General features: G+C 70.4%; 12 protein-coding genes and 1 pseudogene. 7 read left to right on the plus strand and 6 right to left on the minus strand.

All coding sequences use genetic code 11. The features are described from left to right. Positions 1–58 precede the first annotated feature (58 nt). On the plus strand, positions 59–949 hold the full coding sequence (locus tag AB5J53_RS18380) for an MHYT domain-containing protein (protein ID WP_369246747.1): 891 nt from the start codon (positions 59–61) through the stop codon (positions 947–949). 21 nt (positions 950–970) lie between these two features. Here AB5J53_RS18380 and AB5J53_RS18385 read toward each other — a convergent pair whose 3' ends face one another. Further along, positions 971–1555, minus strand: a complete 585-nt coding sequence (locus AB5J53_RS18385; RefSeq protein ID WP_369246748.1) for an RBBP9/YdeN family alpha/beta hydrolase — start codon at positions 1553–1555, stop codon at positions 971–973. Between the two features lie 50 nt (positions 1556–1605). Here AB5J53_RS18385 and AB5J53_RS18390 point away from each other — a divergent pair, with 50 nt between their 5' ends. Beyond that, on the plus strand, positions 1606–2541 hold the full coding sequence (locus AB5J53_RS18390) for a LysR family transcriptional regulator (RefSeq protein WP_369246749.1): 936 nt from the start codon (positions 1606–1608) through the stop codon (positions 2539–2541). Between the two features lie 84 nt (positions 2542–2625). On the opposite strand, the gene AB5J53_RS18395 is transcribed toward AB5J53_RS18390, so the two are convergent. The 3 genes and pseudogenes from AB5J53_RS18395 to AB5J53_RS18405 all read right to left on the minus strand — a co-directional run. Then, on the minus strand, positions 2626–3255 hold the full coding sequence (locus AB5J53_RS18395; protein ID WP_369246750.1) for a GNAT family N-acetyltransferase: 630 nt from the start codon (positions 3253–3255) through the stop codon (positions 2626–2628). Positions 3256–3322: 67 nt separating this feature from the next. Continuing rightward, positions 3323–3844 carry an SMI1/KNR4 family protein gene (locus AB5J53_RS18400; RefSeq protein WP_369252306.1) on the minus strand — a complete coding sequence of 174 codons (522 nt, stop codon included), beginning with the start codon at positions 3842–3844 and terminating at the stop codon, positions 3323–3325. 6 nt (positions 3845–3850) lie between these two features. Then, positions 3851–4099, minus strand: a pseudogene (locus tag AB5J53_RS18405) (3-phosphoshikimate 1-carboxyvinyltransferase); the annotation flags it as partial. A gap of 458 nt (positions 4100–4557) precedes the next feature. On the opposite strand from AB5J53_RS18405, the gene AB5J53_RS18410 reads away from it, so the two are divergent. The 4 genes from AB5J53_RS18410 to AB5J53_RS18425 all read left to right on the plus strand — a co-directional run bounded on the left by AB5J53_RS18410 (position 4558) and on the right by AB5J53_RS18425 (position 11852). Continuing rightward, positions 4558–6423: a glycoside hydrolase family 3 protein gene (locus AB5J53_RS18410; protein ID WP_369246751.1), complete on the plus strand. Its 1866-nt coding sequence runs from the start codon at positions 4558–4560 to the stop codon at positions 6421–6423. A gap of 150 nt (positions 6424–6573) precedes the next feature. Continuing rightward, the gene (locus AB5J53_RS18415; protein ID WP_369246752.1) at positions 6574–7215 is read left to right on the plus strand and encodes a hypothetical protein; all 642 of its coding nucleotides are present in this window, start codon (positions 6574–6576) and stop codon (positions 7213–7215) included. Positions 7216–7341: 126 nt separating this feature from the next. Beyond that, positions 7342–7689 (plus strand): CU044_2847 family protein, encoded by a 348-nt coding sequence (locus AB5J53_RS18420; RefSeq protein ID WP_369246753.1) that lies wholly within the window; start codon positions 7342–7344, stop codon positions 7687–7689. Continuing rightward, the gene (locus tag AB5J53_RS18425; protein ID WP_369246754.1) at positions 7689–11852 is read left to right on the plus strand and encodes a trypsin-like peptidase domain-containing protein; all 4164 of its coding nucleotides are present in this window, start codon (positions 7689–7691) and stop codon (positions 11850–11852) included. Before AB5J53_RS18420 ends, AB5J53_RS18425 begins: the two co-directional genes overlap by 1 nt. 63 nt (positions 11853–11915) lie before the next feature. Here the strand turns inward: AB5J53_RS18425 and AB5J53_RS18430 are convergent, their stop codons facing one another. Together AB5J53_RS18430 and AB5J53_RS18435 are read right to left on the minus strand one after the other, a co-directional pair. Then, positions 11916–13364 (minus strand): S28 family serine protease, encoded by a 1449-nt coding sequence (locus AB5J53_RS18430; RefSeq protein ID WP_369246755.1) that lies wholly within the window; start codon positions 13362–13364, stop codon positions 11916–11918. Positions 13365–13475: 111 nt separating this feature from the next. Beyond that, positions 13476–13865, minus strand: a complete 390-nt coding sequence (locus AB5J53_RS18435) for a hypothetical protein (RefSeq protein WP_369246756.1) — start codon at positions 13863–13865, stop codon at positions 13476–13478. Between the two features lie 164 nt (positions 13866–14029). On the opposite strand from AB5J53_RS18435, the gene AB5J53_RS18440 reads away from it, so the two are divergent. Then, positions 14030–14533, plus strand: coding sequence for a hypothetical protein (locus AB5J53_RS18440; protein ID WP_369246757.1), 504 nt, complete (start codon positions 14030–14032; stop codon positions 14531–14533). The last annotated feature ends 46 nt before the right edge of the window (positions 14534–14579 follow it).

The raw sequence follows: 14579 nt of genomic DNA on the forward strand, positions 1-14579 counted from the left end.
AACCCCGGCGCGAGACCTTTCTCCCTCAAGTAGCCATAACTCTGGGGGGAGTTGGCATATGCAGGGCACTGTCGACGGATTCAGATACGGCGCGGTCACTCCTGTGGCGGCCTATCTCATCGCGTGCCTGGGGAGCGCTCTGGGGCTGCGTTGTGTCGTCCGGTCCGTGCACAACGAGCAGTCGTGGAAACCCGGCTGGCTCGCGCTCGGGGCGACATCGATCGGCTGCGGCATCTGGACGATGCACTTCATCGCCATGATCGGCTTCCGGGTCGAGGAGAGCCGCACCCGGTACGACGTCCGTCTGACGGTGCTGAGCCTCGTCGTGGCGATCGTCGTCGTCGGCGTAGGCGTCTTCGCCGTGGGGTATCGCGGCGCCGACGGCGCCACCCTGGCCACCGCGGGCATCGTCACCGGTCTCGGCGTGGCCGCCATGCACTACATGGGCATGGCGGCGCTCCAGCTGAACGGCTACATCCAGTACGACATGGTCACGGTCGCTCTCTCCGTGGTGATCGCGATCGTCGCCGCGACCGCCGCGCTGTGGGCGGCCGTCTCGATCCGGGGATTCCTCGCGGCCCTGGGAGCCAGTCTGGTCATGGGCATCGCCGTGTCCGGCATGCACTACACCGGCATGGCCGCCGTCGGAGTCCACCTCCACAACACGACCGGTGGGTCGTACGTCGGCGACTCGCCCACCTCACTCCTGCTCCCCATGCTCATCGGCCCGATCGCCTTCCTGATCCTGGCCGGAGTGGTGGTGATGTTCGACCCCCTGCTGGTCCTGGGCGACGGGGAGTGGAGTCGCCCCACCCCGCGACAGTGCGCCGGGGCCGGCGGGGCCGAGCCCCCCGTATCGCACTCCGCATCACTCTTCGAGCCCTCGACCAACCGTGTCCGGCGCCTCCCGGGCCGACGCGAGGCCGACCCGCGCATCGAGGAGTGGTGAGCCCTAAGAGCCCCACGAGCCCTACGCCGGGCGAGCCGTGAGCGGCGCCGTCCCGTCGAGGCACCAGTCCAGCACAGCGGGCCAGGAGCCGTAACCGGCATCCAGGTCCAGGTGCGCGGCCCCGGGGATGATCTCGGTCGGTACGCCCAGGGGGTCGCCGTAGACGGTGCGGGCGCCTTCCGGACAGTACGGGTCGTCGTCGCCGGCGACGAGCCGTGTGGGCCCGGGCAGCTGGATGCCGTCGAGCGGCGGTGGGGCGAACTCCGCGATCTCCGGGTGCCGTACGAGGACGGATGGGGACGGCGGGGCCACGAGGAGCGCCCGGTCGACGTCGAGGCCGGGCACACCGCGCGCGGCGGCGTGCAGCCACAGCACGGCGGACGCGCTGTGGGCGAGTACGACACGCTCGGCGCCGGTCGGCCGGTCGAGGTGACGGGCCAGTTCGCCGAGCCACACCTCCAGGTCGGGGTCGTCGGGATCAGGCAGCTGCGGGTACGTGACGTGATGGCCCAACTCCGTCAGCCGGTCGGCCAGCCAGTGCTGCCAGTGGTCCTTCGGGCGGTGGTTCTGCCAGCCATGGAGGATCAGGAAGTGCTTGGTGGTCATGAGGCGATGGTTTCCGATCACCGGCACACAGGTCCAGTTAATCTTTCCGCGTGGAACAGATAAGTGAGACCTTCACTGTCGATCTGCGCCGCCTGACCGTCCTGCGCGAACTCCGGCGTCGCGGCAGCCTGGCGCGAACGGCAGAGGCCCTGCATCTGACCCCCTCCGCGGTCTCCCAGCAGATCGCCGCGCTGGCCCGCGAGGCGGGCGTACCGCTGACGGAGCGCGACGGCAGAGGCGTACGGCTGACCGGACAGGCGCGCGTCCTGCTGGCCCACGCCGATCTGATCGCCGCCCAACTGGAGCGGGCGCGGGCCGACTTGGCGGCGTACGGGGAGGGCGGGCGCGGGTCGGTCACCATCGGCTGCTTCTCCAGCGGGATACTCGGTCTGCTCCCCGACGCTCTGCGCACGCTGGCCGCGCGACTGCCTCACGTCCGCGTCGACGTCGTCGAGGCCGAGCCGCCGGACCTGTTCACCGCGCTCGACTCGGGCCAGGTCGACGTCGCCGTGGCCGTCGACTTCGCCGCCGCGCCGCCGCACACCGACCGGCGCTACACCCGCACCGACCTGTTCGCCGACGTCCTGGACCTCGCCGTCCCGGCGGATCACCGCCTCGCGGGCCGCGACCGGGTGACTCTGCGCGACCTCGCCACCGACGCCTGGATCGTCGGGGACGCGCGCAGCTGCTGCGGCGCCGTCACCCGTTCCGTCTGCGCGGCCGCCGGGTTCACGCCGGACATCCGGCACGCCGTCAACGACTGGGGTGCGCTCGCCGCGCTCGTCGAGGCGGGCCAGGGGGTCGCGCTGATCCCCCGCCTGGTCCAGCCGCTGTACGCCCATCGCCGCCTCGCGCTGCTGTCCACCGAGGGTGCGCCGCCGTCCCGGAACGTCTTCGTGGCCGTACGCACAGGGTCGGAGCGCGATCCTGTGCTGGCCGCCGTTCGGGATCAACTACGCACCACGGCCGCCGACTTGGTCGGCTGAGCACCCAGGCCCCGACGGTGGCGTTGAGCTCCGGCCAGGGGGCCGACCCGACAGCCCCCGTGACAAGCCCCCGGCGGCTCATCGCTACGTGCGGGACAGGAACCCGCCCACCCGCTGCTCCAACCGCCCCCGGCACTCCGGCCACTCCTCCGCCGTAATCGAATAGATCGCGGAGTCACGCAACAGGCCCTCCTCGCCCGGGGCCCAGGAGCGGGACCAGTTGCGCAGGACGCCCTCGAAGCGGGCGCCCGTGCGCTCGATCGCGGCGCGGGAACGGCGGTTGCGCGCGTCGGTCTTGAGGTCGACGCGGGCCACGCCCCACTGCTCGAAGGCGTGGCCGAAGAGCAGCAGCTTGGACTCGGCGTTCGCGCCGGTGCCCTGGGCCGAGCGGGCGAGCCAGGTGAAGCCGACCTCGATGGCGTCGAGGCGGTCGTCGCCACGCCAGGAGCGGGGCTCCCAGTAGGACGTGGCGCCGATGGCGCGTCCCGTGGACGTCAACACCTGGGCATACGGAGCTAGTTGACCCCTCGCGGCGCGGGCGAGCTGCGCGTCGATGTACTGCCCGACCTCGGCGGCCCGGGGCACCCAGGTGAACTCGTACGAACCCCTGTCCTCCTCGGCCGCGACGGCCAGGTCGGCGGCATGACGATGGCCCAGCGGCTCCAGACGTACGAGCTCGCCTTCCAGGACCGGTCCCTCGAGATGGAAAGTCACCGGCCGAAGTGTTCCGTACGAGATCGTGGCCGTCGAACGAAATTCCCGGCGCCTCGAGCCTCCGGATTCAGCGGCACCAGCCGAGGACGAGATCCTCGAAACCGGGGAACTCCCGCCCGGCCGCCGCGACGACATCCGTCGCCGACTCCCGTGCCCCCGGCGCGTACCGTTCGGCGACGGCGAGCAGCGCCGGGTCGGGGGCCGCGCTCTGCCCCGGGTAGTCGACCGCTTCCATGGGACCGACCCCGTCGGCGAGGACCCGCAAGTAGCCCGCCAGGTCGCTCGCCACCACGCCCAGACTGCCCTCGGAGCCGAAGAAGACGACCGGCTGGTCGACGAGTTCGCGCTCCGGGCGGACACGCCAGAACGCCGCGTAGCCGCCGGTCCCGTCCTGTCCGAACACCCGGAACGCGTCCCCGTCCAGCTCGGAGTTCCCGGTCCAGGCCCGCAGCCAGTCGGTGGTCTCCTCGGCGGTCAGGAAGTCGCCCCACGGCTCGTAGTCGATGCCGTTGCCGTCGTCGTAGTCGAACGCGGCCTCGCTCAGGGCGGCGAGCGCGGGCGGGAAGCGGCGGTCGCCGGTGGGGCTCATGTGTTCCGTCGTCGCGCCGTCCCGGCAGTACACGTCCGCCTCCTTGACCGCGGGGCCCTGCGGGCGGCCGTCGACGTGCCAGGTGTCCGGGGTCCGCCCGACGCGATACCCGAGCCGGGTCAGGCCCTCCGCGAAACCCTCGGTGTCGTCCGAGCGGAGCGGGCGCAGCAGGGTGGTGACCCCGTCGGCCGCCGCCGCCAGGAAGAGGGCGCGGGCGGTGATGGACTTGGAACCGGGGATGTCGACTACGGCCATGCCCTCATGCTGGCTCCCTGACCTGCTCCCTCGCCGGAACGTCCGCCAAGTGGACCTTCGGTGCGGACGCTCCAGGGGCACTGGTCCTCGGTGTCGGAGCACGGCTGAGGCCGGCTGGAGCCGAGGTCGGGGCAGGCGGCTCACCATCCCCGCCCGAAACCCCCGTCCCAACTTCCGGAGTTACCCGGAAACCGGGGAACCCGGAGCAGCTGCCCTTCGTCCAATCCGCATGCTGTCGGATGAGTCTCCGCAGTGCGGTGTCGGCCTCGCTGCTGGCTGCGAACGCTGACCACCCTCTCCGCCGCCTGCGGCCGGCAGCACGCCGTCACCGGCGCGCCCCCCTCCAACTGCGCCGGTGGCGGCCCCAACGCGGGTTACTGTGCACACTCTTGACTGGAAGAAACTTCCCGGATATTCGTGACTCCTCGGAAGTTTCCTTCATGAGGGAAGGAGCGCTCGTGCGCGACTCCAGCACGGGAAGCACCGCAAGACCGTCGAGACCGGCCGGGCCATCCCGACGTACCGTTCTCGCCGCCACCGCCGGCGCCACCGCGGGCGTCACCGCCGCCCTCGCCGCCGGCGGAAGCGCGTACGCCGGCGACGACGTCGACCGGCACGACGACAAGGAACTCCGCGCCCTGATCTCCCGTATGACGCTGGAGGAGAAGGTCGGCCAGCTCTTCGTCATGCGGGTGTACGGCCATTCGGCCACCGCGCCCGACCAGGCCGACATCGACGCCAACCTCAAGGAGATCGGCGTCAGGACGGCCGCCGAGCTGATCGCCAAGTACCGCGTCGGCGGGATCATCTACTTCGCCTGGGCGCACAACACCCGCAATCCGCACCAGATCGCGGATCTGTCGAACGGGATTCAGAAGGTCAGCCTGGACCAGCCGCGCGGGCTGCCCGTCCTCATCTCCACCGACCAGGAGCACGGGATAGTGGCTCGCGTGGGCAAGCCCGCGACGCTGTTCCCGGGCGCCATGGCGCTGGGTGCGGGAGGTTCGCGGGAGGACGCCCGCACGGTGGGCCGCATCGGCGGCGCCGAGCTGCACGCCCTCGGCATCCGCCAGGACTACTCCCCGGTCGCCGACGTGAACGTCAACCCGGCCAACCCGGTCATCGGCGTGCGCTCCTTCGGCGCCGACCCGGACGCGGTGGCCGGCCTGGTGGCGGCCGAGGTGAAGGGGTATCAGGCGTCCGGGGTCGCGGCGACCGCCAAGCACTTCCCGGGGCACGGCGACACGGCCGTGGACAGCCACTTCGGCTTCCCGGTCATCACGCACAGCCGGGAGCTGTGGTCGACCCTCGACGCCGTGCCCTTCCGGGCGGCCATCCGCGCAGGCATCGACTCGATCATGACCGCGCACATCATGGTCCCGGCACTCGACCCGTCCGGCGACCCGGCCACGCTCTCCCGCCCGATCCTCACCGGCATCCTGCGCGAGGAGCTCGGCTACGACGGAGTCGTGGTGACGGACTCGCTCGGCATGGAGGGCGTACGGCAGAAGTACGGCGACGACCGCGTCCCCGTGCTCGCCCTCAAGGCCGGTGTCGACCAGCTCCTCAACCCGCCCTCCCTGGACATCGCGTGGAACGCGGTGCTGAATGCCGTGCGCGGCGGCGAGCTGACCGAGGCCCGCCTCGAGGAGTCGATCCTGCGGGTGCTCCGCCTCAAGGCGAAGCTGGGGCTGCTGAGCGACCCTTACGTCACCGACGGCGGCGTCGACCGCGCTGTCGGCATCCCGGCGCACCTCAGGGCGGCCGACCGGATCGCCGAGCGCACGACGACCCTGTTGGTCAACAAGGAGGGCCTGCTGCCGCTGTCCCGCCGGCGCACCCCGAAGGTGCTCGTCGTCGGCGCCGACCCCGCCTCCCCGTCGCTCTCCGACGGACCGCCCACCACCGTCCTCGCCGGCGCCCTGACCGAGCTGGGCTTCACGGCGACGGCCCTGTCCACCGGCACCGCACCCTCGACGGCGACGATCGCCCGGGCGGTCGCGGCGGCGAAGGACGCGGACGCGGTGGTCGTCGGGACGTACAACGTGACGGCGACCGGTTCCCAGAAGACCCTCGTGGAGCAGCTCGTCGCCACGGGTGTCCCGGTCGTCGCGATCGCCATTCGCAACCCGTACGACGTGGCTCAACTCCCCTCCGTGGGCGCCTACGTGGCGACGTACTCCTGGACGGACGTGGAACTGCGCGCGGCCGCCCGGGCGATCGCGGGCCGCGTCGACCCGCACGGCAGGCTGCCGGTACCGGTGCAGCGGGCGGACGATCCGACGAAGGTGCTGTACCCGATCGGGTACGGGTTGACGTACTAGCAAGTGCTGTAGCCGATCGGGTACGGGTTGACGTACGAGACGTACGTCGCACACCCGGCGCACCACCCCCAAGTAGCGCAAAGCACCCCGCACGTCTGGCGTGTGCCCGCTGTGGCGGGTCACGCTGGACCGGGGTATCGGGGGGAAGCCATGCGAGCCAGCGCGTCGGGTCGGCGTTCCATCGGGGCGCTGTGCGCGCTTCTGCTTGCTCTGGCCGTGCTCTGCGGTTGTCAGCGCTGGTCGTCCGGCTCCGATTCCGGGGACGGCGCGCCCAGCGCTGGAGCGACACCGACGCGGCCCTCCGGCTACGGCGCGGTGTTCCTCGGCGTCGACGAGTGCAGCTCCTTCGGGACGACCAGCTTCACGGAGGTGCCCTGCACGAGCGAACGGGCCGCCGCACGGGTGATCGCCCGCTACGACGGCAAGGTCGCGGACGGCCCGTCCTGCCCCGCGACGACGGACTTCGTCCTGCACATCAGCCAGACCGCACCCGCCTCGGACGAGGACGGCGACGGCGCGGTCCCCCAGGGCTACGCCTGCATGCGCAAGCTCGAACCCCCGCACCCCGGCGACCCGGGCGGCGGCGGAGGCCCCCGCACCATCGTCGGCGACTGCGTCTACAGCGCGGGCAGCGGCCAGGTGCGCGAGACGGCCTGCGACGGCAAGGGCAAGAAGCCCCCGGAGTACAAGGTGACGTCAGCGGTCACCGCCCGGGCGAAATGCCCGGCGTCCACGGCCCTGTACGTCCAACTGGGCGGCAGCAAACCCGTGGGCTGCGCGCGCCCGGTGTGACCCTCGGGGCGGGACATCACTCAGCGGGCTCATTCGCACAGCCCACTCCGGGATGCGGCATATGCCAGAAATGAGCATGCTGGTCAAGATCCCGGACGACTGAACACGAGAGGCAGAGGAGGCGTTTTGGCACCTCTGACTCGGATTCCGTTGGAAGGCGGGGGCTGCGTACTGGTCGAGTCACCGGCCGGCCCGGAGGGGCCGGTGAAGGCCGGTCGCATCAGCGATGCCGTTCACGAACTGCCGGGGACTCTGCAGGAGTCCCTGGAGCCGGTCACGGAAGCGGCCCGGGCCACGCTCGACCAACTGCGCAAGGCTCGGCCCGACGCGATCACGGTCGAGTTCGGTGTCGATCTCGCGGTCGAGGCCGGGGCCGTGATCACCAAGAGCCGCGCCAACTGCCACTTGCAGGTGACCGTGTCGTGGAAGAGGGAGAGCCCCGACCGCTCTCGTGCGGACGGGAGTGCGGGCTGATGGCTGATCCCGTGGACAGCACCGAGAGCCCGGCGGGCGGCGGCCTTGCGTCGGACCTCCTCGCTGCGGTGGCCCAGATCCTCGGACCGGACGGGAGGGTGGCCGGCGCCGGTTTCCTGGTGGACGAGGGCGTCCTGGTCACCTGTGCGCACGTCGTCCAGGCGGCGGGGGGCGGCCCGGGAGAGCAGGTGCGGCTGTCCTTCCCGCATGTGGAGGGTGCGGACGGGGTGGAGGGGCATGTCCTGGACGAGCTGTGGCGGGCCCCGGACGACGAGGACGTGGCCTTCATCCGGCTGAGCGGTGCGTCGGCGGGCATGAGGACTCTGCCGCTGGGCTCCGCGGAGGGGTCCCGGGGCCACCAGGTGCGCTCGTTCGGGTTTCCCGCCCAGGCCCCGCCCGACGGCCACTTCGGCTTCGGCGTGGCCGGAGCCCTGTTGCCGGCCTCGGACGGCACGGGCGCGCATCTGCAGCTGACCGCCGCCAATGACCTCACCACCGGGTTCAGTGGCGGGCCCGTCCTCGACGAGGTGACCGGCCTGGTCATCGGGATGCTCACCGAGATCGCCGCTCCCGACGAATACGAGCGGGGGCAGGGCATCGCGTACGTCACCCCTACGCAGGTGCTGCGGGAGATCCTGCCGGAGCTTGCCGAGCAGGATGTGTGCCCCTACCGGGGACTGGAGCCGTTCACTGCGGAGCAGGCCCGGTGGTTCGAAGGCCGCAAGGACGCGGTACGGCAGGTCGTGACGAACCTGGCTCTGCAACGGCGGCTGACGCTGCTGCTCGGGCCGTCCGGGTCGGGCAAGTCGTCCTTGATCCAGGCGGGTGTGCTGCGGGCGCTGACCGCGGGCGCGCTGCCGGGCAGTGACCTGTGGCTGCCGGTGCTCGCCCGGCCCAGGCAGGACCTGCTGGCGGAGATCGAGCGGGCGGGGCTGCCCGGGGCCATCACCGACGGGATCGCCGCGGCGGTCACCCGTCGATTCGCGGCCGAACCCGCCCACCAGCGCATCCTGCTGATCATCGACCAGTTCGAGGAGCTCTTCACCCAGACCACCAATGGCCACCGGCGGAGCCTCACGGCAGTCGCGGACCAGATCGCCACTGCGGTCGAGTCGCACGCCGACCTCAGTGTGATCCTGGTCATGCGCGACGACTTCTACCCCCAACTAGCCGCTCTGGCACCCAGGTTGCTGGACGCGGCGATGCCAGGCCTCCTCAACGTGCCCGGCACCCTGAGCCAGCAGGACCTGCACGACATCATCACCCTGCCCGCCCAGGACGTGGGCCTCCATTTCCAACCAGGGCTGCCGGAGCGGATCATCACCGACGTCCTGGCCATCACTCCGGAGGCAGCAACGACGCGGCAGGCACCCGTCACCGTGCTGCCCCTGTTGGAGCTGACGCTCAGCCAGCTATGGCTTCGGCGGCAGGACGGATACCTCACCCATGAGGCGTACCGTCGCATCGGAGCGGTCAGCGGCAGCCTGACCACGTGGTGCGACAGCGCCCTCGATGACCTGTCTGACGATCAACGGCGCATCGCACGGCGCACCCTGACCTCCCTGGTACACCCCGCCGACCGCAGCCGCCGCATCCCGGCCGTCCGCGCGCAGGTCCCCCTCGACGAACTCCGCGACCTGGCAGCCGACCCCGGCGACTCCCCCGACGGTGACGTCGACGCCGTCATGGACACCCTCACATGCCATCGCATCATCACCACCCAGACGCTCCGCGACCCCCAACGCCCCGACGCCCCTCCCGGCGAGCCGGTGGCCGAACTGATCCATGACGCGCTCGTCCGTGACTGGGGCACACTGCGCGAGTGGGTCAGGCAGGATCATCGTTTCCACGAATGGCTGGACCGCACGCACGAACGGAGTGCCCGCTGGGCGGAGAAGAACGACGCCGGTGACCTGCTCGGGGGGACGGCACTCGAGGAGGGCCTCGAATGGTCGCGGCGGCGCCGGCTGCCGGGCGACATCACGGCCTTTCTCCGCGCCAGCAAGCAGCGCCAACAGGCGGCCATCCGGCGCAGCAGGCGCCTCAACACCATCCTTGCGGCACTGCTGGTACTCGCGCTCCTCGCCGCAGGGGGCACCCTCTGGCAGTGGCGGACGGCGGTCGACGAACGGCAAGCAGCACTGTCCCGGCAGCTCGCCGCCCAGTCCGACACGCTCATCGGCGCAAACCCTGAACTCGCCTCGCTGTTGGCCGTCCAGGCGTACCGCACCAGCCACACTCCCGAGTCCATCGAAGGCTTGCGAACCGCTGCGGCCCTCCCATTGCATCGGCGTCTGGCCGGCCACACCAAGACGGTGTGGTCGGTGGCGTTCAGCCCCGACGGCCACACCCTCGCCACCGCCGGTGGCGACCACACCGTACGGCTGTGGAACGTTGCCACCGGCAAAACCCGCACCACCCTGATTGGCCACACCGGCGAGGTGACTTCGCTGGCGTTCAGCCCCGACGGCCACACCCTCGCCACCGCCAGCTCCGATGGCCCTGTGCAGTTGTGGAACGTCGCCAGTGGCAAGATCCGCACCACCCTGACCGGACACACCAGCGCGGTGTGGTCTGTGGCATTCAGCCCCGACGGCCACACCCTCGCCACCGCCAGCACCGACCACACCGTACGACTATGGAACCTCGCCACCGGCAAGACCCGCACCACCCTGACCGGACACACCGGCGAAGTGTGGTCTGTGGCATTCAGCCCCGACGGCCACACCCTCGCCACCGCCAGCGCCGACAAGACTGCCCGACTGTGGGACGTCACCGCCGGCAAGACCCGCACCATCCTGACCGGACACACCGGCACGGTGTGGTTGGTGGCGTTCAGCCCCGACGGCCACACCCTCGCCACCGGCAGCGCTGACTTGACCGCGCGGCTGTGGAACGTCTCCACCGGCAAGACCCGCACCACCCTGATCGGCCACACCAACACGGTGGCGTCGGTGGCGTTCAGCCCCGACGGCCACACCCTCGCCACCGGCAGCGGCGACCACACCGTACGGCTGTGGGACGTCACCACCGGTGCCACCCGCACGTCCCTGATCGGCCACACCAACCAGGTGGAGTCGGTGGCGTTCAGCCCCGACGGCCACACCCTCGCCACCGCCGGCGACGACCACACCGTACGGCTGTGGGACGTCACCACCGGTGCCACCCGCACGTCCCTGATCGGCCACACCAACACGGTGTATTCGGTGGCATTCAGCCCCGACGGCCACACCCTCGCCACCGCCAGCGCCGACAAGACTGCCCGACTGTGGGACGTCACCACCGGCAAAACCCGCGCCACCCTGACCGGACACACCGGCGAGGTGACTTCGGTGGCGTTCAGCCCCGACGGCCACACCCTCGCCACCGCCGGCGCCGACAAGAGTGCCCGACTGTGGGACGTCACCGCCGGCAAAACCCGCACCACCCTGACCGGACACACCGACGCGGTGCAGTCGGTGGCGTTCAGCCCCGACGGCCACACCCTCGCCACCGCCAGCATCGACTACACCGTACGACTGTGGGACGTCACCACCGGCAAGACCCGCACCACCCTGACTGAGCACGCTGGCCCAGTGTATTCAGTGGCGTTCAGCCCCGACGGCCACACCCTCGCCACCGCCAGCGGCGACTACACCGCGCGACTGTGGAACGTCGCCACCGGCAAAACCCGCACCACCCTGACCGGACATACCGACACGGTGTGGTCGGTGGCGTTCAGCCCCGACGGCCACACCCTCACCACTGCCAGCGCCGACTACACCGCGCGACTGTGGAACGTCGCCACCGGCAAGACCCGCACCACCCTGACCGGACACACCGGCGAGGTGACTTCGGTGGCATTCAGCCCCGACAGCCACACCCTCGCCACCACCAGTGCGGACACGACTGTCCGGCTGTGGGACGTAGCCACCGGCAAAACCCGCACCACCCTGATCGGACACACCGACACGCTGCAATCGGCGGCGTTCAGCCCGGACGGCCACACCCTCGCCACCACCAGTGCGGACAAAACAGCGCGCGTGTGGGACGTCACCCTCCCCAAACCTTCCGCAGCGATCCAGAAAATCTGCCGCGCCGTCAACCGCGACCTCACCCCACAGGAACGGACGGCCTACCTCCCTGGCCAATCAGTAGGCCCCGTATGCCCGTCACACCACTAGGCCAGCCACTGGCGGCGGAGTCCGGCGATGCCGACCCCGCCGCCAGTGGCTGTCGAACCGGCGTTACGGACGCAGCGCGGGCTCGCGTTCCACGTCCCGCACGTCCAGCTTCGCGTCATACCGCGCCAGCGGCTTCGCCGCCGACGGATCCGACTGGACCGCGGTGGAAGCGACGCCCGCCCACTCCAGGACGCGGGCGGTGGCGAGCGCCTTCTCGTCGGCGACCAGGCCGGCGACATTCGCGCCGTGGTTCAGACCCGGCGCCGTGAAGACGTACGAGTCGCGTGCTCCCGAGCCGAGGCGGAAGCGCTCCGCGCCCCACGGGTCGTTCTGGCCGTAGACGAAGAGCATGTGGTTCGCGTGGTGGCGGACCCAGGTGTCCACGTCGCGCATCGCCCACGGCTGGAACTTCATCGGGATGGAGCGCGGGACGAAGTTCCGCGGCGGCTGGTAGCCGTACTTGATGTACTTCTTCTCGATGTAAGGGAAGTGGATCGTGGGAGCTCCGAGCTGGGTGCCCGCCTGGTAGTAGTACGGCGTGTACGTCTCCAGGCCCTGGTCGGTGTAGGCCGAGAAGCCGGAGATCGTGTCCACCGAGTCCCAGATCTGATCGTCCGTCGCGTGCGCCGCGTCCGCCGGGATCGCGTCGCAGTCCGTGAGCAGGCTGTACTGCCAGAAGCCCCACACGTAGTCGAGCACGACCGCCTCGTACGCCTTGTCGAGGCTGCCGATGGTCGTGAACGTGTAGCCGTTGTCGGCCGCGTACGCCTCGTACTTCTTCTCCAGCGGCTCCCGGCGTACGAGCGCCTCGCGCTGGACCGCGTTCAGCTTGTCGCGGCACTCCTTGGTGCCGACCTGTCCGAAGAAGCGGTCGTACGCCGAGTCCTCGTCGTTCACCACGTCGTTGGGGGCGACGTACGCGACGACGCCGTCCATGTCCCGCGGGTAGAAGCGCTCGTAGTACGTGGCGGTCATGCCGCCCTTGGAGCCGCCCGTGGAGACCCACTTCTGGTGGTAGATCGGCTTGAGGGCCTCGAAGATACGGTGCTGGTCGCTGGCCGCCTGCCAGATGTCGAGCTTGGACCAGTCGGCCGGGTCGGGCCGGGACGGAGTGAAGAAGCGGTACTCCATCGAGACCTGGTTGCCGTCCACGATCTGGGTCGGCTCGCGGCGGCTGGGGTTCGTGGAGACGTTGTAGCCGCCGGTGTAGAAGACCGTCGGGCGCGAAGTGTCCTTGTGCAGCACGGTGATCCGCTGCTGGAACGTGCCCTTGGACGGGTGCCGGTGGTCGATCGGCTGGGTGTAGTTGAGGACGAAGAACCGGTAGCCGGTGTACGGCTTCTCCTGGATCAGGCTCATGCCCGGTATCGCGAGGAGCCGGTCCTTGATGTCGACGTCACTGCTTGCGGTGCCGGTGGTGGCCTCCGGCTGGGCGGCGGTGGCCGCCCCGGCCGTGCTCAACGTGCCTATGAGCACCGTGAGCGCCAGCAGCCATCTGAGCGCCTTGCGCATGCACCCTCCCCTGGGAATACGCAGATGTCCGCCGGAACCTAGCGGAGCAACTGCCGTGACACCAGGGGAGGTTGGGCAATCCTGTGAATTTGCCCTGATCCGGTCCGGGACTCAGCAGAGAATCCAGCCCGTGCTCACCGAGCCCGAGCCGACCGAACCCTTGATCCAGACGCAGCGGTGGCCGGCGTGCACGGTCACCGGGCCCGCGTGATGCGTGAAGCGCCCCGAGTCGACCACCGGCCGGCTGCCGCGCGCCTGCACGCTGACGGACATCGACTTGCGGCCCCCCTGAGTCTTGGGGAAGGTCACGGCGCAGACGTAACCGCTGCGCTTGTAGACCTGCACGTACCCGGTCGAGAAGGGCAGCGTGCGGACCTTGTGTCCCGAGCAGTAGGAGGTCGCCGCCTGCGCGCTGCCGGGGCTCGCGAGCGCGAACAGCCCGGACGCGGCCAGCACGGCCACGCCGAGCGCCAACCGTCGGCGTATCGCACCACTGTCCACTGTCGTCCCTCCCGCAGCAATCAGCGTACTGGTGTACGGACGCACGACGTACGTCGGATGGTTGCGTTCACCCTCGGCTCATCCGGGAGAGTTTTTTCCGTGTTTGGGGCAACCGTGCATGTTTACCCGGTGTCCAACTGGTCACAGGCGAAAGGCGGTAGTCCATGTCCGGCACGAAGCCCGCACGCACGAAGCTCTCCCGTAAGCCCTCCCGTACGACCATCCGCGTACTCGTCGCGGCGGCCCTCCTCACCGCGGCTGGCGCCTCCGTACCGGCGGTCGCCAGCTCCACCAGCCCGCCCCCGGCCCGCAGCGGCGCCAACGGTCCCGTCTACGACCGGGTGGCCGACTTCTACGGCGCCTACATCGACGCGGTGACCGACTCGGGATCCGGTCACCTCGACTCCCAGCTGCGCACCTTCTACCTGACCTCCGACCTCCGGTCGCGCCTGGCCAAGTGGGAGAACCGCGCGCACGCCGACGGTGTGCTGCGCGCCCAGGACGTGCCGCGTGCCTGGAAGGTGACGGCCGGGGACAGCGGAATGGGGCACACCTGGTCGACAGTGCGGCTGACGTGGGGCTCCGCCCAGCATCCGACGTACACGTATCTGACCGTTCAGTCGGACCTGGCGACGAAGAAGATCTCCGACATCAAGGCGAAGTCCTGACGGCGGTCGCGCGGTAGACCGCGGTCGCGCGGTAGACCGACGGACC

This window comes from Streptomyces sp. R41 (assembly GCF_041053055.1).
Taxonomy (GTDB): Bacteria; Actinomycetota; Actinomycetes; order Streptomycetales; family Streptomycetaceae; genus Streptomyces.

What these genes read in the sequence shown, in the direction of transcription:
- AB5J53_RS18385 (WP_369246748.1), bottom strand. Translation starts at nt 1,555, where the DNA reads ATGACCACCAAGCACTTCCTGATCCTCCATGGCTGGCAGAACCACCGC.
- AB5J53_RS18400 (WP_369252306.1), bottom strand. Translation starts at nt 3,844, where the DNA reads ATGAGCCCCACCGGCGACCGCCGCTTCCCGCCCGCGCTCGCCGCCCTG.
- AB5J53_RS18425 (WP_369246754.1), top strand. Translation starts at nt 7,689, where the DNA reads ATGGCTGATCCCGTGGACAGCACCGAGAGCCCGGCGGGCGGCGGCCTT.
- AB5J53_RS18430 (WP_369246755.1), bottom strand. Translation starts at nt 13,364, where the DNA reads ATGCGCAAGGCGCTCAGATGGCTGCTGGCGCTCACGGTGCTCATAGGC.
- AB5J53_RS18440 (WP_369246757.1), top strand. Translation starts at nt 14,030, where the DNA reads ATGTCCGGCACGAAGCCCGCACGCACGAAGCTCTCCCGTAAGCCCTCC.
- AB5J53_RS18380 (WP_369246747.1), top strand. Translation starts at nt 59, where the DNA reads ATGCAGGGCACTGTCGACGGATTCAGATACGGCGCGGTCACTCCTGTG.
- AB5J53_RS18415 (WP_369246752.1), top strand. Translation starts at nt 6,574, where the DNA reads ATGCGAGCCAGCGCGTCGGGTCGGCGTTCCATCGGGGCGCTGTGCGCG.